27 protein-coding genes are annotated in these 23,073 nt (G+C 54.8%); 8 read left to right on the plus strand and 19 right to left on the minus strand.

Annotated features, from left to right (window positions below; all coding sequences use genetic code 11):
- The first annotated feature begins 1 nt into the window (after position 1).
- Positions 2-502: a very short patch repair endonuclease gene (locus FOC35_RS17100; RefSeq protein WP_172569595.1), complete on the plus strand. Its 501-nt coding sequence runs from the start codon at positions 2-4 to the stop codon at positions 500-502.
- On the opposite strand, the gene yedA is transcribed toward FOC35_RS17100, so the two are convergent.
- The gene (gene yedA, locus FOC35_RS17105; protein WP_016537076.1) at positions 503-1,420 is read right to left on the minus strand and encodes a drug/metabolite exporter YedA; all 918 of its coding nucleotides are present in this window, start codon (positions 1,418-1,420) and stop codon (positions 503-505) included. It abuts the gene before it with no gap.
- A 168-nt stretch (positions 1,421-1,588) separates the two neighbouring features.
- Here yedA and FOC35_RS17110 point away from each other — a divergent pair, with 168 nt between their 5' ends.
- The 3 genes from FOC35_RS17110 to dgcQ all read left to right on the plus strand — a co-directional run bounded on the left by FOC35_RS17110 (position 1,589) and on the right by dgcQ (position 4,746).
- Positions 1,589-2,506 carry a DUF808 domain-containing protein gene (locus FOC35_RS17110; protein ID WP_115586391.1) on the plus strand — a complete coding sequence of 306 codons (918 nt, stop codon included), beginning with the start codon at positions 1,589-1,591 and terminating at the stop codon, positions 2,504-2,506.
- 92 nt (positions 2,507-2,598) lie between these two features.
- Positions 2,599-2,778, plus strand: a complete 180-nt coding sequence (locus FOC35_RS17115; protein ID WP_172569596.1) for a YodC family protein — start codon at positions 2,599-2,601, stop codon at positions 2,776-2,778.
- Between the two features lie 171 nt (positions 2,779-2,949).
- A complete protein-coding gene (dgcQ, locus tag FOC35_RS17120) occupies positions 2,950-4,746 on the plus strand; it encodes a cellulose biosynthesis regulator diguanylate cyclase DgcQ (RefSeq protein ID WP_172569597.1) in 1,797 nt (598 codons plus the stop codon).
- A gap of 403 nt (positions 4,747-5,149) precedes the next feature.
- Here the strand turns inward: dgcQ and yodD are convergent, their stop codons facing one another.
- The gene (gene yodD, locus FOC35_RS17125) at positions 5,150-5,383 is read right to left on the minus strand and encodes a YodD family peroxide/acid resistance protein (RefSeq protein ID WP_016537072.1); all 234 of its coding nucleotides are present in this window, start codon (positions 5,381-5,383) and stop codon (positions 5,150-5,152) included.
- A 132-nt stretch (positions 5,384-5,515) separates the two neighbouring features.
- Between yodD and dsrB the strand changes: the two genes are divergently transcribed.
- Entirely contained in the window at positions 5,516-5,704 is a 189-nt protein-coding gene (gene dsrB / locus FOC35_RS17130; protein ID WP_016537071.1) for a protein DsrB, read from the plus strand.
- A gap of 65 nt (positions 5,705-5,769) precedes the next feature.
- Here dsrB and lpxO read toward each other — a convergent pair whose 3' ends face one another.
- The 15 genes from lpxO to fliF all read right to left on the minus strand — a co-directional run bounded on the left by lpxO (position 5,770) and on the right by fliF (position 18,441).
- Entirely contained in the window at positions 5,770-6,678 is a 909-nt protein-coding gene (gene lpxO, locus FOC35_RS17135) for a lipid A hydroxylase LpxO (protein ID WP_172569598.1), read from the minus strand.
- 187 nt (positions 6,679-6,865) lie between these two features.
- Positions 6,866-7,489, minus strand: a complete 624-nt coding sequence (rcsA, locus tag FOC35_RS17140; RefSeq protein WP_016537069.1) for a transcriptional regulator RcsA — start codon at positions 7,487-7,489, stop codon at positions 6,866-6,868.
- A gap of 347 nt (positions 7,490-7,836) precedes the next feature.
- The gene (fliR, locus tag FOC35_RS17145) at positions 7,837-8,622 is read right to left on the minus strand and encodes a flagellar biosynthetic protein FliR (RefSeq protein WP_016537068.1); all 786 of its coding nucleotides are present in this window, start codon (positions 8,620-8,622) and stop codon (positions 7,837-7,839) included.
- Positions 8,619-8,888, minus strand: coding sequence for a flagellar biosynthesis protein FliQ (fliQ, locus tag FOC35_RS17150; protein ID WP_172569599.1), 270 nt, complete (start codon positions 8,886-8,888; stop codon positions 8,619-8,621). Before fliQ ends, fliR begins: the two co-directional genes overlap by 4 nt.
- Before the next feature lie 12 nt (positions 8,889-8,900).
- Complete coding sequence (gene fliP, locus FOC35_RS17155) at positions 8,901-9,641, minus strand: flagellar type III secretion system pore protein FliP (RefSeq protein ID WP_016537066.1); 741 nt, start codon at positions 9,639-9,641, stop codon at positions 8,901-8,903.
- Complete coding sequence (gene fliO, locus FOC35_RS17160) at positions 9,641-10,021, minus strand: flagellar biosynthetic protein FliO (RefSeq protein WP_172569600.1); 381 nt, start codon at positions 10,019-10,021, stop codon at positions 9,641-9,643. Before fliO ends, fliP begins: the two co-directional genes overlap by 1 nt.
- Positions 10,022-10,432, minus strand: a complete 411-nt coding sequence (gene fliN, locus FOC35_RS17165) for a flagellar motor switch protein FliN (protein WP_016537064.1) — start codon at positions 10,430-10,432, stop codon at positions 10,022-10,024. It lies immediately after the preceding gene.
- The gene (gene fliM, locus FOC35_RS17170) at positions 10,429-11,433 is read right to left on the minus strand and encodes a flagellar motor switch protein FliM (RefSeq protein ID WP_016537063.1); all 1,005 of its coding nucleotides are present in this window, start codon (positions 11,431-11,433) and stop codon (positions 10,429-10,431) included. Before fliM ends, fliN begins: the two co-directional genes overlap by 4 nt.
- A 4-nt stretch (positions 11,434-11,437) precedes the next feature.
- The gene (fliL, locus tag FOC35_RS17175; protein WP_016537062.1) at positions 11,438-11,905 is read right to left on the minus strand and encodes a flagellar basal body-associated protein FliL; all 468 of its coding nucleotides are present in this window, start codon (positions 11,903-11,905) and stop codon (positions 11,438-11,440) included.
- Positions 11,906-12,026: 121 nt separating this feature from the next.
- Positions 12,027-13,259: a flagellar hook-length control protein FliK gene (locus tag FOC35_RS17180; RefSeq protein WP_172569601.1), complete on the minus strand. Its 1,233-nt coding sequence runs from the start codon at positions 13,257-13,259 to the stop codon at positions 12,027-12,029.
- Entirely contained in the window at positions 13,256-13,699 is a 444-nt protein-coding gene (gene fliJ / locus FOC35_RS17185; RefSeq protein WP_016537059.1) for a flagellar export protein FliJ, read from the minus strand. The genes FOC35_RS17180 and fliJ overlap by 4 nt, the downstream gene beginning before the upstream one ends.
- 12 nt (positions 13,700-13,711) lie before the next feature.
- Entirely contained in the window at positions 13,712-15,070 is a 1,359-nt protein-coding gene (fliI, locus tag FOC35_RS17190; protein WP_016537058.1) for a flagellar protein export ATPase FliI, read from the minus strand.
- Complete coding sequence (gene fliH, locus FOC35_RS17195) at positions 15,070-15,765, minus strand: flagellar assembly protein FliH (protein ID WP_172569602.1); 696 nt, start codon at positions 15,763-15,765, stop codon at positions 15,070-15,072. The genes fliI and fliH overlap by 1 nt, the downstream gene beginning before the upstream one ends.
- Entirely contained in the window at positions 15,758-16,750 is a 993-nt protein-coding gene (gene fliG, locus FOC35_RS17200; protein WP_016537056.1) for a flagellar motor switch protein FliG, read from the minus strand. Before fliG ends, fliH begins: the two co-directional genes overlap by 8 nt.
- The gene (gene fliF / locus FOC35_RS17205) at positions 16,747-18,441 is read right to left on the minus strand and encodes a flagellar basal-body MS-ring/collar protein FliF (RefSeq protein WP_172569603.1); all 1,695 of its coding nucleotides are present in this window, start codon (positions 18,439-18,441) and stop codon (positions 16,747-16,749) included. Before fliF ends, fliG begins: the two co-directional genes overlap by 4 nt.
- 229 nt (positions 18,442-18,670) lie before the next feature.
- Between fliF and fliE the strand changes: the two genes are divergently transcribed.
- The 3 genes from fliE to FOC35_RS17220 all read left to right on the plus strand — a co-directional run bounded on the left by fliE (position 18,671) and on the right by FOC35_RS17220 (position 21,542).
- Positions 18,671-18,988 carry a flagellar hook-basal body complex protein FliE gene (fliE, locus tag FOC35_RS17210; RefSeq protein WP_016537054.1) on the plus strand — a complete coding sequence of 106 codons (318 nt, stop codon included), beginning with the start codon at positions 18,671-18,673 and terminating at the stop codon, positions 18,986-18,988.
- 600 nt (positions 18,989-19,588) lie between these two features.
- On the plus strand, positions 19,589-20,386 hold the full coding sequence (locus FOC35_RS17215; protein ID WP_172569604.1) for a YadA C-terminal domain-containing protein: 798 nt from the start codon (positions 19,589-19,591) through the stop codon (positions 20,384-20,386).
- Between the two features lie 301 nt (positions 20,387-20,687).
- Positions 20,688-21,542 carry a MurR/RpiR family transcriptional regulator gene (locus tag FOC35_RS17220; protein WP_016537041.1) on the plus strand — a complete coding sequence of 285 codons (855 nt, stop codon included), beginning with the start codon at positions 20,688-20,690 and terminating at the stop codon, positions 21,540-21,542.
- Between the two features lie 33 nt (positions 21,543-21,575).
- On the opposite strand, the gene yedF is transcribed toward FOC35_RS17220, so the two are convergent.
- A complete protein-coding gene (yedF, locus tag FOC35_RS17225) occupies positions 21,576-21,812 on the minus strand; it encodes a sulfurtransferase-like selenium metabolism protein YedF (protein WP_016537040.1) in 237 nt (78 codons plus the stop codon).
- A complete protein-coding gene (gene yedE, locus FOC35_RS17230) occupies positions 21,809-23,023 on the minus strand; it encodes a selenium metabolism membrane protein YedE/FdhT (protein ID WP_016537039.1) in 1,215 nt (404 codons plus the stop codon). Before yedE ends, yedF begins: the two co-directional genes overlap by 4 nt.
- Positions 23,024-23,073 lie beyond the last annotated feature (50 nt).

The raw sequence follows: 23,073 nt of genomic DNA on the forward strand, positions 1-23,073 counted from the left end.
AATGGCGGACGTACACAGCAAGGCGATACGCAGTAAAAACATGCGGGCGATTGCAACGCACGACACCGCCATTGAAAAACGCCTTGCGGTTTTACTCGCCGAGTGCGGCTTTAGCTTCCGCATGCAGGACGCCTCGCTGCCGGGTAAGCCTGATTTTGTGGTCGATGATTACCGCTGCATTATCTTTACCCATGGCTGCTTCTGGCACCACCACGACTGCTACCTGTTTAAGGTTCCGGCTACCCGCACCGAGTTCTGGCTGAGTAAAATCGACAGTAATGTCAAAAGAGATAAACGTGATATCGGGCTGCTGCTGGAGCAGGGCTGGCGGGTGCTGGTGGTCTGGGAGTGCGCGCTGCGCGGCCGCGAAAAAATGAGCGATACCGGGCTGGTCGAGCGGCTGGAAGAGTGGATTTGCGGCGGCGGGCAGGGAGCAGAAATAGACACTAAAGGCATTCATCAGCTTGATGACGGCGGCCGGGGGCAACCGGCCGCAGAGTAGCTACTTTTCAGGCTCGCAGGAAGCAACAACGGGTGGAGCCGGGAACAGATATTTACCCAGCGTCACCAGCACCACCGCGAAGATGATAATAGCCAGAGCCAGCCATTCAACGCCGGAGAGGCTCTCCCCGGCAAAGCTGGTGCCGAGCAGAACGGCGACCACCGGGTTAACGTAGGCGTAGCTGGTGGCAACCGCCGGGGAAACATTGCGAATCAAATACATATAAGCGCTGATGGCGATCATCGAGCCAAACACGGCCAGATAGCCAACCGCGAGGAAACCCGCAGCGTCCGGCATAGCGGTTAAGCGCTCGCCGCTAAGCGCCGAAACGCAAAGGGCGACAATGCCCGCCGCCAGCATCTCGATAGCCCCGGCCATCATCCCTTCGGGCAGCTCGATGCGCGAACCGTAAACCGAGCCAAACGCCCAGCTCAGTGAGCCAATCAAAATCAACAGCGCGCCCGTCGGGTTACCGCTGAGGTTGCCGCCGCTGTTCAGCAGTACAATTCCCGCCAGCCCGATAGCAATCCCCAGCCATTCCAGCTTGCGGGTTTTAATCCCGAACAGGCGGCTGAAGCAGAGGGTAAACAGCGGCACGGTGGCAACCATTACGGCGGCAATGCCGGAAGGAACGTGCTGATGCTCGGCAAGCGTCACAAAGCCGTTGCCAACCGCCAGCAGCAGAACGCCTATCAGCGCGGCATTCAACATCGGCCGCAGGCGAGGGAGCTTATGGCCTCTGAGCAGCAAGATGGCCGTTAATATGGCCCCGGCGCAGAGGAAGCGCACGCCCGCCATCATAAACGGCGGCCAGCTTTTCACCCCGATGGCGATAGCGAAGTAGGTGGAACCCCAGATGATATACAGTGCGAAAAGCGCCGCAATCAGCGGCAATAATTGACCAGAACGAAGACGCATAATCCCTCACCAGGCTTCAATAGCAGGCCGATAGTTAACGCCAAAATCGGGGTGATAGCGAGCATTATACTTGTTGATATATTGTTAATTTTCATTGACAAGACGGCCCGATTTTCGCGGCGGCGATTTTGCTTCATACTGAGAGGTAAATCATTCAAGAAGGACTTTATTTTGGCTGGAAGTAGTTTACTGACTCTGCTCGATGATATTGCCACGCTGCTGGACGATATTTCGATGATGGGCAAGCTGGCGGCGAAGAAGACCGCGGGCGTGCTGGGCGACGACCTCTCCCTGAACGCGCAGCAGGTTTCTGGCCTGCGGGCCAACCGCGAGTTGCCTGTGGTGTGGAGTGTGGCAAAAGGCTCGTTTCTCAATAAGCTCATTCTGGTCCCGCTGGCGCTTATCATCAGCGCCTTTGCGCCGTGGGCGATTACGCCTTTGCTGATGGTGGGCGGGGCATTTCTCTGCTTCGAAGGCGTGGAAAAAGTTATCCATAGCCTGCAGGCGCGTAAGCATAAGGAGAGCGCGGAAGAGAAGCAGGAACGGCTGGAGTCCATCGCCTCTCAGGATCCTATGGCATTTGAAAAAGAGAAAGTGAAAGGGGCGGTGCGCACCGACTTTATACTTTCTGCGGAAATCGTCGCCATTACGCTCGGCATTGTGGCGGAAGCACCGCTGCTTAACCAGGTACTGATCCTCGCTGGAATAGCGATTCTGGTCACCATCGGCGTCTATGGCCTGGTGGGGATGATAGTCAAAATTGATGACCTGGGTTACTGGCTGGCGGATAAACGCGCCGCGCTTGCCCGGGCAGTGGGCAAAGGGCTGCTGGTGCTGGCTCCGTGGCTAATGAAGGCGCTGACGATTGTCGGCACGCTGGCTATGTTCCTCGTCGGCGGCGGCATTCTGGTGCACGGTATTCCGGCGCTTCACCATGCTATCGAGCAGGGGGCTGGCCAGTTCGGCGGCGTTGTGGCGTTGGTGGGGCCGACGCTTGTGAACCTGGTGCTGGGCTTTATCGTCGGCGGCATAGTGTTGCTGGCGGTTAACGGCATAAACCGCCTGCGGGGACGCGCTTCGGATTAATTTTTCGCAGAAAAATATCCCTTTAAGCAGGCAAAAACGCTGACCCCTGGCTATAACTTTAGAGGTTTTCACCCCTGATGCCGGAGGCGGCGATGGTCTATATGGTCAGTGATGAGGTCCGGCGTAAAAACGGTGGCCCACGCATGGTTGTCACAGGTTATTCCAGTGGCATGGTTGAGTGCCGTTGGTACGACGGATTTGGCGTTAAACGGGAGGCGTTCCGCGAGGAAGACCTGGCTCCGGTTAAAGCCTTAGCGCAGCAGCAAAGCTAGTTGACACCCGCAGGACGAAGCCTTACTTTCGTTTTATGTTGGTGACCTGAAACCCGGTATATACCGGGTTTTTTGTTGGGTAATCACCGCATAAAGGCGCCGGCTCAATGGCAGAATCTGTGTATTAAAAGCCCCGTTAGGATTTTTCCTGGAGGGCTGTAAGCGTTATTTATGCATAATACGCGGCTGTTGCGCCCCGAGAGGCGCAAAAAACGTAACGGGTGGTTTGAAAAAATAGCGGCTCGATTCGTCCGCCAGGGAGCACCCACATTGATCGGTAACGTATTTGAACGTTTTTTAAGCCGCTACAAAAGACCTCAGCGTGTGGTAAATATTTGTTTTATCGCCGTATTGTTGTTTTCTACCGTGTTGACCTGGCGCGAAGTCTCTGTACTCGAGTCGGCATACGTCTCCAATCAGCGCAACAGCCTGGACAACATCGCCACCGCTTTAGACAGGCAGCTTCAGCACAGCATCGATAATTTGCTGTTTTATCGCAATACCATGCATTACGCGATGCAATCGCCGATTTCTACCGACATTTCGCGTAAATTGCTGGCGAATTTTGATATTGAGCGCACCCAGCCTTACTGGCAGCTCCGGCTCGATATCAACCGCGGCATGCCGATTAATGGCATTTCCGATGAGTCAGTTTCCCGTAGCCCTTTGCTGAAACGCGATGAGGCACTGCTGCACCCGGAGCTTGCCGCCGCGCTGGAGTTTAGCTATATCATCCAGCTTGCCGACGGCAAAAGGGATTTGCAGCGCAGAGTGTTCTACGCTTCGCGCGCGGGGTTCTTCCTTTCAAGCACGCCGCCGGAAAACGATCCGGGCATCGTCGCGCTGTATCACCGGCTAATTGACCAGCCCTATTTCGCCGCCCAGTCGCCGCAAAACAATCCCCGCCGCTGCGTGCAGTGGACGCATACCTTCAATCCTTCCAGCCAGAGCGGGCAGATAATTACCGCCGCACTACCGCTGGATTTTGAACAGCGCTGGTACGGCGTATTGGCTATGGATTTTCCTATCGAAGCCATGCATCAATTTTTGCAGAACTCATCGCGCGACCGCTATGAAGGCACGGTGATGCTGTTTGATAAGCAGTTTAATTTGATTGCCACCGGCGCAGACAAGGTGCCTGCGGGACAGCTGTTCGATGACAAACAGCAGGCGGAAATTGCCCGGTCGATGGCGGACGGGGAAGAAGGGGAACTGAGAATGGATACCCGCTTCGTAACCTGGGCCAGGTTGACGAATTTTGACGGCGTATTGATCAAGGTGCATACCCTGGACGAAGGCGTGCGCGGCGAGTTTGGCCGCATCAGTATCGTGCTCACCGTGCTCTGGATGCTGTTTACCCTGATGCTGTATATCTCCTGGCGGGTCATCCGCCGTTTGGTCAACAGCATGTTGGCCTTACAGGAGACGCTGAGCTGGCGGGCTAACTACGATACCCTGACCCGAATTTATAACCGCGGGGCCTTTTTCGAGACGGCCCGCGCTCTTGCGAGCGACTGCCAGCGTCGGCAGGAGCCGTTTTCGGTTATCCAGATGGATCTCGACTTTTTTAAAGGAATAAACGACCGCTACGGGCATATTGCCGGGGATAAGGTTCTGGCCCATGCCGCGGCTCTGCTAAGTTCCGCGCTGCGCGAGGAGGATGTTGCCGGGCGCGTGGGCGGCGAGGAGTTTTGCGTAGTGCTGCCGGGGGCGAACCTCGCGGCGGCGGCGGGCGTGGCTGAGCGGATCCGAGTACGAATCAATAATAAAGAGCTGCTGCTGATGGCCGGGCAAAGCATAACAATCAGCGCATCGTTTGGGGTGAGCTGCGCCCACGAGCGCCATGATTATGATTTTGAGCATCTGCAATCGATAGCGGACGGGCGGCTGTATAAGGCCAAGCAAAATGGTCGGAATCAGGTTTGCGCCGCTGATAGTTCAGCCGGGCCGGATAGTTCCGGCGTGTAATATAAACAATCTTGATGCTTTTACTTCGTCTACTGCCGTTCTGGACGGAGCAGGCGTAAAGCATTTACGTTTGGTAAGACGAAGTGGCGAGCCGTTGGTCGCCGGGGTTCCCGATCCGCAATAAGAGGGCGTGATATAATGTTTAGGATAAATCCCATTTCAAGAAATCATTTTTATAAGCTATAGCGTGATTAGTAACTAAAAAAACGATTTTCCCAATAATTACAATGAATTCCCTCGATCAATGACAATCGAGGTAAATATTCATCAAAAGAATATATTCTTGTGTTCAATAAAATTTAGGGTAATGTGGTCAACACATCAGATTTCCTGATGTAACGAATTTAAAATGCTTCTTGCATATGCAAGTTTTCATCCCGGCTCCCCGGCCGGGATTCTTTTATCAGCGATTTATCTCATTCACGCTGAAATCTCGAATATCCAGTTCAAACGCATCTGCCAGCTCCCGGTAACTATGCCATTCCCGACCATCAACGCTGACGCGCTGCGGGTGCTCCTCATTTCCGGCATGCTGGACGTTGCTTTCGCTTATCTCATTAATTGCCGCCAGCAGCGCATCAACATCGATCTCTGCCTGCGGGCGCGCGCCATCGGCGCTCATCTTCACGGTTTTCATTGCATTCACCTCCCGCCCATGTGCATCTGTAAGTATAGACGCTTTAGATAATGCGCCTGTTCCACGGGGGAGCAGGGCGTTTAGCCCTTTTTTGATCTACAATGGCAGGCAAAGAATCTGGAGGAAATTGCGATGCAAATCAATGACCGAGTCACCGTTAAAACCGATGGCGGGCCGCGACGTTCCGGGGTTGTGCTGGCGGTTGAGCCGTTTAACGAGGGGACCATGTACCTGGTGTCGTTGGAGGACTACCCGCTGGGGATCTGGTTCTTTAATGAGTCCGGGCATGAGGACGGTATTTTTGTTGAGAAAGAAGAGTAGAATATTCATTCACGCCGGGATTGTTTCCCCTCGCCTCCGCAGGGAAGAAAGAGGGGAAGATTTTCCTACATTACGCTTGGTGCGATAATTGCCGCAAAGATGAGCGTTATGACTGAATATTTCATCGTGTAGTAAAGTTTGCGGTTACGCTTTTTGAGATCCTGCCCGCCATTGCGCAGCGCATAAACGTATTTAAAAATTTTGTTCACCCCGCCGGTGCGATCGGTTGCGCTATTTGGCGAACTGGCGGCGGACATCAGCGTTGTTCCCACCCAGTGATTTACCGCCTGCGCCCAGCGCCACTTCATCGGGCGTTCTATATCGCAAAACAGAATAATTCGCGTTTGTTCGCTTTGGTTTTGCGCCCAGTGAACGTAGGTTTCATCAAAAATGACGGCTTCACCGTCGCGCCAGCTGTGGCGCTGCCGATCAACTTCAATAAAGCAGCGTTCGTCGTTTGGCGTGGCCAGCCCGAGGTGATAGCGAACTGAACCGGCGTAAGGGTCGCGGTGTTTACCCAAATGAGAGCCCGCGGGTAATTCGGCGAACATTGCCGCTTTAACCGACGGGATCTCGCTGACCAGGCGGGTAGTCACCGGGCAGAGTTCCTTAGCCGAAGGGTGCGCTTCGCTATACCATTTTAGATAGAAACGTTTCCAGCCGCGCTTGAAGAAGGTATTAAACCCTGCATCATTGTGAGTTTCCGCGGCCTTTATATGACCCTGCAGGCGTAACGCTTCCTCACGGATAATTTCCCAGTTGTCTGTGAGTTTTTGTAACTCAGGGAAGTCGCCGGTCGGGAAGTAGGGCTGTTTTGGCGGCAGGCGCGAAAAGCGGGTCATAAACATATTAATCGGCGCCATAAACGTTGAATGGTCAAAAAGCTGGCGCGAAAGTTTTTGTTTTTCTACGCCGCGGGAGTGAGCGTAGATGACGCTGATGACAAAAATGCCAATGATAATGACGGCAACCATAACTGCAAATCTCTCCTTGTATAAACATGCGCTACAAGCGTAGTAAGACTCATCCGCTTTTGTTTAGCGATGGTTGCTATTTTGTTACAATGGTGGATCTTGTTTAGCTTGTATTTAATCTCTGACAGGCGTCAGAGATTAAATACTACGGCCACAGGGGCGTAGGGGGGAGGCGCAAGTAAAAAAACTACCGAAGATTAACAAATATACCGTTGGTGACGTTATCGGTAAGACGCACTACATGATATATAACTTGTTTATTGTGGGTCTTGATTTTGCGTTTGATATTCCCTTTATGCGACGAAACGGTTTTTGCCTTGATGTTCATCTGGTCGGAAATTTGAATTGTTCCCTGCCCGGACATCCACATTTTCAGCATACTGGATTCAGTGCGACTTAGAGAAAGCGTTGGCAAATTAATATGTCCAATACATTGTGCATTTTTTGCTAAATACTCCGCTAAAATATCGTCTAATGATTCCGGCTTGATGGATTTCGAACTGATCAGCAGATTTTCCCTGACCAACAGATATTCATCAAAATGAATATTGGCAATAGCCATAAAGACTAAAAAGAGCGTGCCCGGATGCTGATTAATGATCTGCTTTATTTGCTGGCTGCTTTCTGGGTCGTGAATAAAGCAGTCTTCATTAATAAACACCACGCTGGGCGCCTGCAACCGGCATGCCTGTGCCAGCTGCTCTACCGTTTCTACATCTGTAATATGCCGTTTTCTAACCCCGCGGCTGGCTAAATAGCCGACAAGCCCCAGCCGGGTATAGCTGCATAAGTCCATAATAATCGTTGACATAGCAAACCCTCACTAAGCGCGTTATACCCGCAATAGCCCGGAGAGCAGATTGTTAGCTGTACTGGTATTACCAGATGAATGACCGTGTCAATCCCAGGGCAAACCAGTGCGCCGCATTTCCGCAGTTCGAATTATTTGGGGTAACCCATTATTAATAATCTAAAAGGCGAAATCACTATCCCGTAAAGTTGCCTATAATTTGCCAGGAATGTTCTTAAAGTAAAGTGAATGTTACGTATTGTGAGCCAGGTAAAATCATATATTCCGCGCCAGATATATCGTGGCGGATGTTATTAGGGATTATTTTTAGGAATATCCTCAGAGAGACATCATGAAATCCAGGGGGATTAATTTTTGGGGATTTCGCTAACTATATCCGCCAGTAGATCAAAAATCTCGCCGAATAAATGCTCGGTGAATGGAGCGATAAGCGGCATCAGTGCCATAAGAATTAGCATGCCGATAGACAGGGTTACGGGAAAACCAATAACAAATACCGATAGCTGAGGTGCCATACGGTTTAGCAGACCCAGGGCTATGTTAAGCGTAAGTAACAAAGTGATAAGCGGAAGGGCCAGCATCATGCCGTTGAGGAAGATAAGTCCCCCGGCGCGGGTCAGGGCCATAAAGGCGTTGCTGTTGATAGGCTCTCCGCCGATGGGCAGGGTATGAAAAGTATCCACCAGCATTGAAATCAGCCACAGGTGGCCGTTAAACGTGAGGAACAGCAGCATCGCCAGAATATCAAGAAATCTCGCCAGCACCGGCATATTCAGGCGGCTGCCGGGGTCGAAGAAGGTGGCGAATGAGAGGCCCATTTGCAGGCCAACAATTTCCCCGGCGGTGCGCACCGCAGCAAAGGCAAACTGCATGGTGAAACCCAGCGCCACGCCGATAAGAATTTGCTGGACGGCGAGCCAGAAACCGGCGGCAGAGAAAATGGTCACGCCGGTTAGCGGCAGAGTCGGCGCGACGGTAAAAGTTATCATCAATCCCAGAGCCACCTTCACGCGTTTTGGGATTGAGCGCTCGCTGAGTATAGGCGCGGTCATGACCAGCGCCAGCACCCGCAGCAGCGGCCAGAAATAGAGGCTTAACCAGTCAAGCCACTGATTACTGTCAACGTGGATCATCCAATGATATTCGGCAGATTGGTCAGCAGCGAACGCATATAGTCGAGCAGCAGGTTGAGCATCCACGGCCCGGCGATAACCATCGTGATGAACACAGCCAGAATTTTTGGAATGAACGACAACGTCATTTCGTTAATCTGCGTCGCCGCCTGCAGCAGGCTGATTATCAGGCCGCTGATAAGCGCGACCAGCAGTAAAGGCGCGGCGAGGGCAAGGGCAACCTTCATCGCTTCGGTGCCCATCATCATGACCGATTCTGGCGTCATTCTCTCTCTCCGCTAACTGTAGAAACTTTGGGCCAGCGAGCCGACCAGCAGCTGCCAGCCGTCCACCAGCACAAACAGCATCAACTTGAAGGGCAGGGCAATGGTTGCCGGGGGCACCATCATCATCCCCAGCGCCATCAGCACGCTGGCGATCACCAGGTCGATAATCAGGAACGGGATAAACACCGTAAAGCCAATCTGGAAGGCCGTTTTCAGCTCGCTGGTAACATAGGCAGGCAGCAGGATGCGCATCGGCACCGCTTCCGGCCCCTGGAGTGGCTGGGTGTTGGCCAGGCGAGCAAACAGCGCGAGGTCGGCTTCGCGGGTCTGACGCAGCATAAATTCGCGCAGCGGTTGAGCGCCTTTATCGATGGCAACTTCCATCGAAATTTTGTCCTGACTAAACGGCAGATAGGCGTCGGAATAAATTTTGTCAAAAACCGGCGACATAATGAAAAAAGTCAGAAACAGCGCCAGGCCAACCAGCACCTGGTTTGGCGGTGCCGACGGGGTTCCCAGGGCGTTACGCAGCAGGCCAAACACGATAATGATGCGGGTGAAGCTGGTCATCATCAGCAAAATAGCCGGCAGGAAAGTGAGCGAGGTAATAAAGACCAGAGTCTGGACCGGCAGCGACCAGCTTTGACCGCCGTTGGCGAGAGGCTGGCTTATCAGCCCCGGCAGCTGGGCGAAGGTCGAAACCGGGATAAGCAATAATGCGCTAAGTAACGAGAGCGGCAGCAAACGTTTCATCAATCTTTCCCGTTACGTTTAAGCAAATTCTTCATCAATTTCTGGAAGTCAGCAGGGGCGGGTTTCGCCTCTGCTTCTTCTGTTACCGGTGCGGGCGGCAGAGTGTGCAGATGGGTGATTTGAGTGGCGGTTACGCCGAGCACCAGGCGTGCATCCTCGACGTCAATTACCACCACCCGCTCCCGCGGGCCAACGCTGACGCTGGCGCTGATGTTCAGCGACTTTTTTACGCCAACGCCCGCGCCGGTGAAACCAAAGCGTTTCGCCAGCCATGCGGCCACCAGAATAAAAATAACAATGCCCGCTAAGGCTCCGCTCACCTGAACAAGCGGCGAGCTGGCGTTAACGGACGGTTGGCTGACGGTGGCTCCGGTTTTCATTTAGCGGCTCAGGCGACGCATACGTTCCGACGGCGTGATGATGTCGGTGATACGCACGCCATATTTGTCGGCGACGACCACAACTTCACCCTGGGCAATCAGATAGCCGTTGATCAGAATATCCAGTGGCTCGCCTGCCAGGCCGTCCAGCGCCACGACGGAACCCTGCGTCAGGCGCAGCAGTTCTTTAATGGTCATGCGGGTACGGCCCAGTTCCACGGTCAGCTTGACCGGGATGTCCATAATCAGGTCAATATCCTGGATGTTGCCTGCAACATCGCTGCCTTCCAGCGCGCGGAATACGTTATCAGCGGCGCTTTTACCGGAACTTTTCTGCTCGTTTAACGCATCAGCCCACAGATCGTCCACTGAGCCTGCATTGTCATCGGACGGTTGATTAATATCACTCATTTGGGCTGTTCCTCATTCAGCGAATTCAATATCGGGTTGATCAAATGTTCTACGCGCAGGGCATACTGGCCGTTGACCGTGCCGTATTGGCTGGTCAGCACCGGCACGCCGTCGACATGCGCGATAATGCGATCTGGCTTTTCGATGGGCAGCACATCGCCAGGTTTCAGTTTTAGGATTTGGGATAACCGCAGCGGGATATCGGCAAAATTCGCCACCAGTTCCAGCTCGGAATGCTGCACCTGGCGCACCAGGGTGTCGCGCCAGCTTTGGTCTTCCTGACGAGAGTTCTCCAGCGGCGGGTTCACCAGCAGCTCGCGCAGCGGTTCGATCATGCTGAACGGCAGGCAGATGTTGAACTCACCGGTCAGGTTGCCAATCTCGACGTGGAACGGGGTATTGACCACGATGTCGTTTGGCGAAGTGGTGATATTGGTAAACTTAACCTGCATCTCCGAACGAACGTATTCCACGTCCAGCGGGTAGATGGCTTTCCACGCGTCGCTGTAGGACTCGAGCGCCAGCTTCAGCATGCGGTTGATAACGCGCTGCTCGGTGTGGGTGAATTCGCGGCCTTCCACTTTCGTCGGGAAGCGGCCATCACCGCCAAACAGGTTATCGACCGCGATAAACACCAGGCTTGGGGAAAACACCAGCAGCCCGGTGCCGCGCAGCGGCTTCAGATGGATCAGGTTAAGGTTGGTCGGCACCGGCAGGTTGCGGGCAAACTCGTGATACGGCTGAATACGGATAGCCCCGACGGTAATGTCCGGGCTACGACGCAGCAGGTTAAACAGCCCCATACGGAACTGACGAGAGAAACGCTCGTTGATGATTTCCAGCGCCTGAAGGCGCTCGCGCACTACGCGGCGCTGGGTGTTCGGATCATAAGGGCGAATATCTGTTTCGCCCACAACACCGGCCTTTGGCTCGTCGTTATTCTCACTGTCGCCATTTAACAGCGCATCGATTTCGGCCTGAGAAAGAATACTGTCGCCCATGGAGTTACCGCAAAATGAAGGCGGTATACAGCACGTCGCTGACTACCTGTTGGGGTTGACCGGCTACCAGCGGAGGAGCCAGCGTGGTTTTAATTGCTTCGACCAGCTTCTGCTTACCGGCGTCGGTGGCAAGCTGGTTGGCGTCCTGACGAGAAAACAGCAACAGCAGGCGGCTGCGGACTTCCGGCAGGAATTCGCTCAGGCGCTGACGAGTCCCTTCATCTTTCAGGCGCAGCGTTACGCCGATGTACAGCACGCGGTCCGCATCACCCAGATTGACGGTGAAGGTATCCAGTGCGAAAAACACCGGCGCAGGAGGTGGCTCAGGAGCTTTAACCTGTGCGGCTGCCGGCGCTTGTTGCATCCGCCAGTAGCTGTAGCCTGCGGTAGCGCATGCGGCAAGTGTGATAAGAACCAGTATCGGCACCCAGATGGCGCGTTTACGGCCTTTCGTGATAGCGGTATCAGTCATTGAACGCTTTATTCCTGTATCGGTACTGCTGAATGGCGATTATCCCGTGTATCCGGGCGGTCAAAGCCCGGAAAACACACGTTTATTGTCGCTAGCTCTGGCGTTTACCCGTGGGTAAGCCTCAGGCAAAAATATCCACCGCGCCGTTGTTGCTTGCCAGGCGCTGCAAACTTTCGGCCACCGGGAGCGCCTGCGCGTCGTCGCCGTTAAGAGAGAAACGCTCGGCGCTGCGGGCAGTTTGCTGCTGTTGCTGCTGGCCGGATTGCTGCTGTGCAAAGCTCTCGCTGCTGATGTTGCTCTGGCCCAGTTGAATACCGCTCTCCGCAAGCGCGGTACGCAGCGTTGGCAGGGCTGCTTCCAGCGCGGCCCGGACGTGGCTGTGCGGCGACATCATCTGAAGCTGAGCCTGGTTATCTTCTAGTTTTAGACTAATTTGCACCTGTCCGAGATCTTCCGGATGCAATCTTAGTTCGGCGCTGTGCTGGCCCTGCTTGGTGAACAGCGTAACGTGCTGAGAAATCTGCTGTTGCCATTCATGGCTGCCAAGCTGGGAACTTATCATCGGCGCGGTTGGGGTGGCGATGTGCGTTGTGGTTGGTGCGGCAACGGTCGCGCTGCTGATAGCCGGTGTGATTTGCGCGGTTACTGTAGCGGTGTTATTGGCGTGCGGCGATGCGTTATCGCGGCTGTCGCTATTGGCTGCCAGCTGAATTTTATCGTCAACGTGCTGCTGGCCTGGCGCAGAAGCCGGAGCGGTCGAGGCTTTGCTCTCGGCAAGCGTTGCCGCCGTTGCTGGCGCTTTTTTCGCGCTGCCGCTGGTGGATAGCAGGCTTTCCGTCGAGCTCTTAGCGCCGGCTCCCTGAGGAGAGATCGGGCCGGAGAGCGGGGAGGTTTCAGCGTCGGTCTTGCTTAGCGCAGCCGCAGAAGCCGCCGTAACGGGCTGCGGCAGCATGGCAAACAGCGCGCTCAGAGCCTGTAGATCGGCATTACTCAGCGGCTTGTCTGTGCCGTAATCTTTGGCGGTCAGGTCGAGCTTATCTTTGGCATCGGTTTTGCTGACAGAAGCCAGCAGGGACGAAAGCGCTTCCGGCTGGCCGGGGTTGCTGAGCAGTTCGCTGAGTGCGGCCTGGCTCTCTTTCCCGTCATGCTGAACGCTATCTTTGCCCAGCACTTTGCTTAACGCGGCGCTCAGCGGCAGGGTTTTGCCGTCTTCAAGCGTCACTTTGCCGGGCAGAGCTTTACTGAACAGCTCCAGAAAATCCGCGCCAACGCCTTTGCCGTCGGTGCCTTTTGCGTCGCCGCCCGCAGCGCCATCGGCCGCGTTGCTTAACAAAATTTGTGGCAATGTGATCATTCGCCTTTCCTCAGTGTGGCCCGCTGGGCGTATTCATCCATCTGTTTTTGATCAAGCCTGTTCTCTGCAAGCAACAGCTCCGCTGCCTTCCTGTCCTGCAGGGTTTGCCAGGCCTGCAGGCGCTTTTGTTTTTCCTGCCAGAAGCTTAGCGCCTGGTCTACTTTGTTGCTCCACTGCATCAGCTGCTGGCGGTGCTGATCGATAGCTTTCTCCAGCGTGCGGATAAACTGCTGGTAGTTATGCCAGCGTGTGCTGGCGATACCCTGACTCATGTTGTCATTAAGGCTGTTGCTGTACTCAAACTGATAGTTAATCAACATATTGAGCTGCTCTTCAGCTTGCTGGCAGCCCCGGCGCATCTCACCTAAACGAATCGCTGCTTTTTCAACTTCCTGGGCGGCGAGATCGCGCAATGTATCCAGTGCGCTGTTTTGGTTCATGGTCACCTCTTATCAAAGAGTCGGGAAGAGCGCCTCCAGTGCGAGGCAGGCTTCTTCCCAGCTTGCGCGTTCAAAAATGCCTTGTTGCAGGAATGCTTCCAGCTGTGGCCACAGATCAATGGCCATATCGAGCATTGGATCGCTGCCTTTGGCGTAAGCCCCCACGCTGACCAAATCACGGTTGCGCTGGAAGCTGGATAACAGCTGTTTGAAACGACGAACCCGGGCGTAATGCCGCTCGGTGATTAACGATGTCATTGCACGACTGATGGAAGCTTCGATGTCGATGGCCGGGTAGTGGCCTGCTTCCGCCAGGCGGCGCGACAGCACAATGTGGCCGTCAAGGATGGCTCGCGCGGAGTCGGCGATCGGATCTTGCTGATCGTCGCCTTCCGTGAGCACGGTATAAAATGCGGTTATAGACCCGCCGCCGTGAATGCCGTTCCCGGCGCGCTCAACCAGCGCGGGGAGCTTGGCGAATACCGAAGGCGGGTAGCCTTTGGTTGCCGGAGGCTCGCCGATAGCCAGGGCAATCTCACGCTGCGCCATGGCGTAGCGGGTTAAGGAGTCCATGATCAGCAGGACGTGCTGGCCGCGATCGCGGAAGTCTTCCGCAATACGTGTGGCGTAGGCGGCTCCCTGCATACGCAGCAGAGGTGAAACGTCGGCGGGAGCGGCAATCACGACCGAACGCGCACGGCCTTCGGCTCCGAGAATATTCTCGATAAAGTCTTTTACTTCGCGGCCACGTTCGCCGATAAGCCCGACCACGATGACGTCGGCCTGGGTATAGCGCGCCATCATGCCGAGCAGGACGCTTTTACCGACGCCGGAACCTGCAAACAGGCCCATACGCTGGCCGCGGCCAACGGTGAGCAGGGCGTTGATCGGGCGCACGCCTACGTCGAGAACGTGTTCGATTGCGGTTCGCTGGAGCGGGTTAAACGGCGCCGCGCCAAGGGCACCCATCAGGCCGGTATCCGGGGAAGGCAGGCCATCCAGCGGGCGGCCGCTGCCGTCGAGTACGCGCCCGAGCAGAGCCGGGCCGAGCGGCAGTTTTTTCCCGCTGTGCAGGCCTTCAGCCGTGGTGACGCGGGCATAAACGCGCGCTCCCGGCAGAATGCCTTCCACTTCTTCCAGCGGCATCAGGAACAGCTTGTGGCCGTTAAAACCGACCACTTCGCATTCAACTTCACGGTCGTGTTGCTCGATGATACAAGTTGCGCCGAGCGGCAGCTGAAGCCCGGTGGCTTCCAGTACCAGCCCGGTTGCGCGTGTCAGGCGGCCATAACGGCGTACCGACGGCAGCTCTGTCATCCGCGCTTCAAAATTGTCCAGCGTGTTCAGCCAACGCGTGAGGCGGGCGGTCATTAGAGCACTCCCGGAGCGGCCAGACGGCACAGCTCCTGCCAGCGGGTGGCAACGCTTGCGTCAAGGTCGCCTTCGTCGGCGGAGACTTTGCAGCCGCCCTGATGCAGGCTTGGGTCGCCGCGCAGACGCCAGCCGTGTAGGCTTAGCGTCGCGCCCAGCATCTCTTCCACACGCTGCAAATCGTCCGGATGTACGCGCAGCTGTGGTTTACCGCTAAATAGAGGCTCCTGCATCAGCAGGCCCTGAATTTGTTTAATCAGGGCATTGTTGTCTACCGCAGGCGTCTGACCAATAACCTGACGCGCGGCTTCCAGCGCCATCTGCATTAGTCGGGAAGCAATAACGCTGTCCAGCGCGTCCAGCGTGTACTGGAATTCACTCACCAGTTGCTGCATGCGCGCGTGTACCGGCGCCTGCTGCTGTCTGGCTTCGTTAAGACCCTGCTCGACGCCCTGCTGGTGCCCAACCTTGCGGCCTTCTTCCACGCCCTGGTCGTGCCCGGCGGCAAAACCCGCGCTGTAGCCCTGTTCGCGGGCCTGAGCCTGCATCAGCGCCAGGGACTGCTGTAAATCAGGTTCGCTCTCCTGCTCTTCGGCGGCAGGGGAGGCTTCCGGCATAGAAATTTCTTCGAATACCGGCGTAGGGAAAGCTAAATCGTCCGGCTTCCAGCGTTGCCATGGCAGCGAATTAGACATACGTATCCTCGCTGGTGCCGATTACCATTTCGCCGGTCTCCGCCAGACGACGTACGATAAGCAGGATGGCTTTCTGCTCGTTTTCCACCTGAGACAGACGTACCGGGCCACGGTTGGCAAGGTCGTCGCGCAGGATATCCGCAGCACGCTGGGACATATTGCGCAGGAATTTCTCGCGCAGCGCCTGTTCCGCGCCTTTGAGGGCGACAAGCAGGGATTCGGACTCCACTTCCTGAAGCAGGCGCTGGATGCTGCGGTCGTCCACGGCCACCAGGTTCTCGAACAGGAACATTTCGTCGATGATTTTCTGCGCCAGTTCTCCGTCGAAGTCGCGCACCGCGGTGATGACGGCTTCTTCCTGCTGACTTTTCATCAGGTTGATAATCTCGGCTGCTGTTCTCACACCGCCCATTTTGCTGCGTTTGAGATTCTGGCCGTCGAGCAGGTTGTTCAGCACTTCGGTCAGCTCCGCCAGCGCGGCAGGCTGTACGCCGCCGAAGGTGGCAATACGCAGCATTACATCGTTGCGCAGGCGTTCGTCGAACAGCGCCAGAATGTCCGCCGCCTGGCCACGTTTGAGGTGGACCAGGATGGTGGCGATGATCTGCGGGTGCTCGTCGCGAATCAGGTCCGCGGCGCTCTGCGGCTCCATAAAGTTCAGCGTCTCGATACCGCTGGTGGTATCGCGAGTTTCGAGGATGTCTTCCAGCAGGCTGGAGGCACGCTCTTCACCCAGCGCTTTAATTAGCACAGAGCGCAGGTAGTCGTTGGCGTTGATGCTCAGGGCCGCGAACTGCTCGGCTTCCTGCTCAAACTCCGCCAGCACTTCGGTCAGCACTTTATTAGAAATCTGGTGAGTGTTAGCCATTGCCGCACTCAGGTGCTGCACTTCACGCGGGCTGAGGTGTTTGAACACCTCGGCGGCGCGGTCTTCGCCAATGGTCATCAGCAGGATGGCGCTCTTTTCTGTTCCGGTAATACTCATATTTCGGTACTCATCCATTGGCGGATCACCAGCGCAACTACGCGAGGATCGTTATCAGACATGTCGCGAATACGCTGACTCATCACTTCTGCGCTCAGGCGCTGGTTTGCCTTACGCTGTTGCTGCTGCTCGTCGCGGCTCAGGCTGACGGCAACGGCTTCCTCTTCGGCTTTCTGGTTTTTCTGGCTCTCGGTAACGGCTTTCATTGCTTCTGCGCGACGAACCAGCTGCGGGCGAATACCTTTACGCCACAGCAGCCAGGCAACAATCAGCACAATCAGCCAGCGGCCGGCGGAGAGCAGCATGTCGAAGAACGCCGCAGACTTCCAGAATGGCAGGCTGCTGCCGCTGTCGTCTTCGGTGGCGGTGAACGGTGAGTTAACCACGTTCAGGGTATCGCCGCGGGTTTCGGAGTAGCCCATAGCCTCGCGGGTCAGGTTCTCGATTTGCTTCAACTGATCTGCGGTCAGCGGCAGAGGTTTGCCGTCTGCCAGCGTGCGGTAGTTCACCACCACGGCGACGGACAGGCGCTGGATGTCGCCGACGTTCAGCTTGGTATGACGAATGGTGCGGTCCACTTCATAGTTAGTGGTTTCGTCACGGGAAGTATTGCTGCTGCCGTTCTGGCTGGAGGTTGAAGTCGTGCTCTGATTTTGCTGGCCGTTGTTGGCCTGGTTGTTCTGATTATTCTGCTGCGGCGTAGTGATAGGTGCCGTGTTGGCCGGAGCAGGCTGGTTAGACAGTGCGCCCGGCACGCCGCCAGGGAACTGGCCGTTAACCTGAGACGTCTGGTTCAACTGGCGCGAACGCACCGCGGTTTGAGCCGGGTCGCCGTTCGGGTGGTATTGCTCTTCGGTCTGCTCTTTATTCGCAAAGTCAATCTGAGCGGTGACCTGGGCGTGTACGTTGCCGTTGCCGACGATCGGCCCAAGGATAGATTCGATACGGCGCTGGTAGCGGCTTTCAACATCGTTAGCGTATTTAAGCTGCGCGTCGTTAAGATCGCGTCCCGCGGTGTTGGACTGGGTCAGCAGATGGCCGCCCTGGTCCACTAAGGTCACGTTACCCGGCGGCAGGCCAGCTACGGCGCTGGAAACCATATGCACAACGGCGTTGATTTGGCCTTCATCCAGCGCACGGCCAGGTTCAAGACTCAGGGTAACGGAAGCGGAAGGTGATTTTTGCTCACGGACAAACAGCGAAGGTTTTGGCATGGCGAGGTGAACGCGGGCGCTTTTTACCGGGCCAAGCGTTTCAATGGTGCGGGCCAGTTCGCCTTCCAGGGCGCGCTGGTAGTTAACCTGCTCGCTAAACTGACTGATGCCGAATTTTTCCTGATCCAGCAGCTCAAAACCAACCGCGCCGCCTTTTGGCAGACCCTGCTGGGCAAGACGCAGACGCAGGTCATAGACGTTGTCTGCCGGAACCATAATCGCGCTGCCGTTATCGGAGAAGCGATAAGGAATGTTCATCTGCGTGAGCTGGGTAACAATCGCGCCGCCGTCCTGGTCGGCAAGATTGCTGTAAAGCACGCGGTAATCCGGGGCTTTTGCCCACAGCACCAGAGCGACCACGATGGCAACGGCGGCGGCACCGCCCATCATCAGCGGTATTCTGGGGTTAGCACGAATGCGGTTCAACCACTCAAGAGTCTTGTTCTGCGGCGTTTGCGCCTGAGCAGCAGTGGTCATTGGGCACCTCGCGGCTTAGCGTTGACATAAAATTCTGAGTAAAGAGTGAACAAGACAGACTCCCGGGTCGACAAACACGACAAAAGTTCCATATGGATGGCAGTGTCATTATTTTCTTTTCGGAAGATTTCGATGGCTGAATTAGCTCTATTTTTTACGTCTATTTACCGCCTTTATCCTATTGACAAGGTGTTAATCTTCACCCGCTTAATAAAAATGGGGCTAAGAAATGGCTATTCAGGGTATCGAAGGCGTACTGCAACAACTCCAGACCACCGCACTGGCGGCGACGAATCCCGCGGCGTCTACCGCTGCCGCGCCGGGAGTGAGTTTTGCCGGTGAGCTGCAGGCTGCTTTGGGCCGCGTCAGCGAGACGTCTAACACCGCTCGCGCTCAGGCAGAGAAATTTGCTCTCGGCACGCCGGGCATTGCGCTTAATGATGTAATGGTTGATTTGCAGAAATCATCCGTTTCTCTGGCGATGGGCGTGCAGGTGCGTAACAAACTGGTTTCTGCCTACCAGGAAATCATGAACATGCAGGTGTAGCCGCCTGGCGGGTAAAAGGCCTGTTGAAGGCCTTTTACTTGATCGTGGCAAGACAATTAAATTTAATAATCATTCGTATTTTAATTTCATTAACATCCCGCAGCAGAACGTTTCAACAATATTCAATTAACAATTGTCTATTTCATATGAAAGGCATTAAGAATATTCCCACCTAAAGCTAAATAAATGCTCAATAGCATGACGTAGATCAAACTTCGTTCCCCTCACGCAATGCATATTCAGCGCATCAATTATCACGCAATATTATTATTTTATTTTGTTGTTGCCATATCTCCTGGTGGCAAAGTGTGCAGATTGGTTTAATAACTAAATAAAGTAAAAGAGCATAATTAACAGATGGTTGTGCGGGTTTGCGCTGCGCGGCGCGGGCGTTTTTTTCCGCTGTACGGCGCATCAAGAGTGATTTAATTAATTAGTTTCGGACGAAATCATTAACCCGCTTTTATTAACTGATGTGTTTTTGATAATTGAATAAATAAATGACTGAAGGGTGATAGTTAACCGGTTGCAGCCGGTTAACTATCAATTTGATCGGATTTTACTAAATCTTCACAAGCGAATATATAGTAGGTTTTTAGAATGAAAAAGGCAACTTTGGCTTTAATTATTGGTTCAACTCTGAGTTCTGTAATCAGTTTCGCTAACGCAGCGACGGTTGTCGATGCCCCAAATAATTATGATCCGGTGTTTACCTCAGGTGAGTCCTCTCTGTTGGAGAATACGGCGCTTACCGTCTTCCAGCACGATAGCGCAATTAATAGCCTGCAGGCTCAGGCCGATGCTGAGGTGTCGGCACGGTCGATGCTGGGAAACCAGGTTGACGTCAATAAGCAGGCTATCGCAAATCTTGGCTCAACCACCAAAACCGCGTTGATCAACAATGCGACAGAAAACGAAGATCAAAACAAAGCGCTGAATGTGCTGAATGGGCAAATTCAGATGACTGGTGCTTATGCAAAATCCAGAACCGATGCCGCAATTGCCAATGCTGAAAACAATAAAGCGGCGCTGGCTAAAACCAATCAGGCTGTAGCGGCACATTCTGCGGAACTGGCTAACCATGAATCCCGTATTGATGCTTTAGAAGCCAATACCGGCGCAGGCAATAGCTTTGCCAGACTCAAAAACCAGGTAGACGATAACCGCCAGCGTGCCTCTGCGGGTATTGCGGGCGTCGCGGCGATGGCAAACATCCCGCAGGTTACTCAGGGCGCTACCTTCTCTGTTGGCGCCGGTGCCGGTACAACGGATGGCGAAAGCGCTCTGGCCGTTGGCTTTTCCGCCCGTGCGACAGAAAACACTGTCATTAAAGCCTCGGTCTCGAATGACTCGCAGCAGAACTTTGTCGTGGGTGCAGGCGCGGCATATCAGTGGTGATGTAAGCTTATAAAGCCTCTTCGGAGGCTTTTTGGCGTAGAGAGTGGCGATGCGGTCTTATTGGATTTTTATCTTTATTGCGTGCGGCGTTATGGGGATATGTGCGGCAGCGATGTTCTTTTTATCACGGATAATTGAGACATATATCTCAGTTTGTTGAGCCAGGTATCGTTTTAGCCAGCAAAGCCGGGGCGTTGCGCGCATTTGTTTGACGCAGTAAGCAATTCCACTGCAAAATCAGGGTGATATCTTTTGGCACCGGTTTGTAATTCCGGTCGCAACCGGAGCGCCTTATCTGCCTATGACCCCGCAACAGACGATAGAAAGTAACTACTCCACTTTAACGCCGGAGCTGCAGCGTGCGGCGGATTTGACCCTGCATAACATCAACGACCTGGTTACGCTTTCTATGCGGGCTTTTGCCTCGCGTATTGGCGTTAAACCTGCCACTTTGCTGCGCCTGGCCCAGCGCCTGGGGTATGTTGGCTGGGGTGAACTGAAAGAGGCGTTTGTTCAGGGGCTGGGGTTAAGCCTTGAAAGCCATCAGGCGAGGGCGGAAAAACTGGTAGATAAAGGTAGTACGGCTTCGCTTTATCAGGAAGTTTTTGATGCTCACGCCGCCAATTTGTCCCATACCGAGGCGGAAAACCAGCAGGCAATGACGGTGGCCGTAGAAGTGCTGGATGCGGCGGATCATGTGTATGTTTGCGGTTTCCGCGCCAGTTATTCGGTTGCCTACACGCTGTTTTATATCTACCGCCTGTTTAATAAGAACGTATCCCTGATTGACGGCCAGGCCAGTAACTACGAGATATTCACTCGCGAGCTGACGCCAAAGGATGTGGTGCTGATGATTGGCTTTGCGCCTTATTCGCGGGAGTCGCTCGACGTTCTGGGAGCGGCCAGGCGTGCCGGAAGTAAAATTGTGGCGCTGACCGACTCGCCGCTTTCGCCTCTGGCTCAGGATGCGGCCAGCACGCTCTATTTTTCCGCACACAGCCCGTCATTTTTCCCTTCAGTGGTGTCGGCTATGGGAATTGCGGAATGCCTGCTGGCAATGATGGTTGCAAAACACGGTGACAGAGCGGTAGAGAAGATTGCCAGCGCCGAGCGCTTTCTGCTGGACTCGGGCGCGTGGGTGAAACCGGTTCGTTAATTGAAGGGGCAAAGTGTTGCCCCTTTTTACTGATTAACGCTGAATAAGGTAGCGAATGGTCGGCCCGTCCTGCTGGATATCGAGCACCGTGTAGCCGTGGTTTTTTGCATCCAGCGGAATGTTGTTGATGGACTGCGGGCAGTCGCTTACCACTTCAAGGATTTCACCTTTCTTCAACTGTGGCATGGCTTCAAGCGTGGCAACCGCAGGGTAAGGGCAGGGTTCTCCCACCATATCGAGACGATAATCAGGAACAATATTCTGGCTCATGCTGCCTCCCCGGTAGCGTTAGCGATAGCCTGATTTTTACGCCGGAAAAAGCGTTTTTCCCAGCCGACAATCAGTAAATAAGCCGCCAGCAGCATCAGGTAGGTGACCAGCAGCCCGCCCAGCGGCCCAAAGGTGTTGAGCAGGTTCACTTTATCCCAACTGGTGGCAAGCGCGGGTGAAATATCATCCCAGAACCAGGCCAGCAGCGTGGATCCGATAACGTTCCCCAGGCCAACCCACCAGTAATGCACCTGGCCCTCAACGGCGCGATACATCCAGCCGGTTTCGCAGCCACCGGCCAGCACGATACCGAAGCCAAACAGCAGGCCACCGATAACCGCATTTGGCCCGGCCCACATGATTTTGGCTTCTACGCCAAGCTGCACGTAGCTGAAAATACCTATCGCGCTTACCGCCATGCCGAGAATAATAGCCTTGGCCATATGGGTACGGCCGGTTATCCACATATCGCGGAAAGCGGAGGTAAAGCAGATTTGCGCCCGCTCGATAAGCAGCCCGAAGCCAACGCCGAACAGCATCGCCAGCCCCAGCTTAGGCTGGTTGATGGCGGTAAAGCCTCCCCAGCCGAGCATACCGATAAACACCAGCATGCCGATGCGGAAGCGGCGTTTTGCCCGGTCAGGCTTTTGCGTCAAAGGAGAGGCGGCAGAGACTTTTTGCAGTTTCACCGGAATGCGGAACATCGGCAGCAGGGTGAAGCGTGCGCCAAACCAGCAGCCGATTGCCGTTGCCAGAGCAAAGAACCAGGCGTGCAGAGAAAACTGAGGAATACCGGTAAAGAAGGCGGCGAGGTTGCAGCCCATGGCAAGCCTTGCCCCGAAGCCTGCAATAATGCCGCCCGCCACTGCCTGAATGATGCGGATCCGGTGCTGCGGCAGCCTGAGCTTGACGTTATTGGCCCATAGTGCTGCGGCAAAACAGCCGCCGAACATGCCGATGATCATCATGCCGTCGATGCGGGTCAGCGGGCTGCCGTCGAGATGGATAAGCTTATAGTAGCCCCACTCTTCGGCGTGAACGCCCATCAGCTGTAGCAGCTGGCCGCCCCAGCGGGTGAATTCTCCGGTGACCGCCCAGAAGGTGCCGGTGATGCCGAAATAGTAGGTGGAGAGAATGCCGGCGGCGATTACCGCGGGCATCGGTTTCCAGAAGGTTACCAGGTATTGGTGTTTGAAGTGTTGCCAGGTCATTGTTTCGCCTCTGAACTCAGAAGAACGCGCCACATGGGACGAAGAGGGCG

The organism is Cedecea sp. FDAARGOS_727, from assembly GCF_012273235.1.
Lineage (GTDB): Bacteria > Pseudomonadota > Gammaproteobacteria > Enterobacterales > Enterobacteriaceae > Cedecea > Cedecea davisae.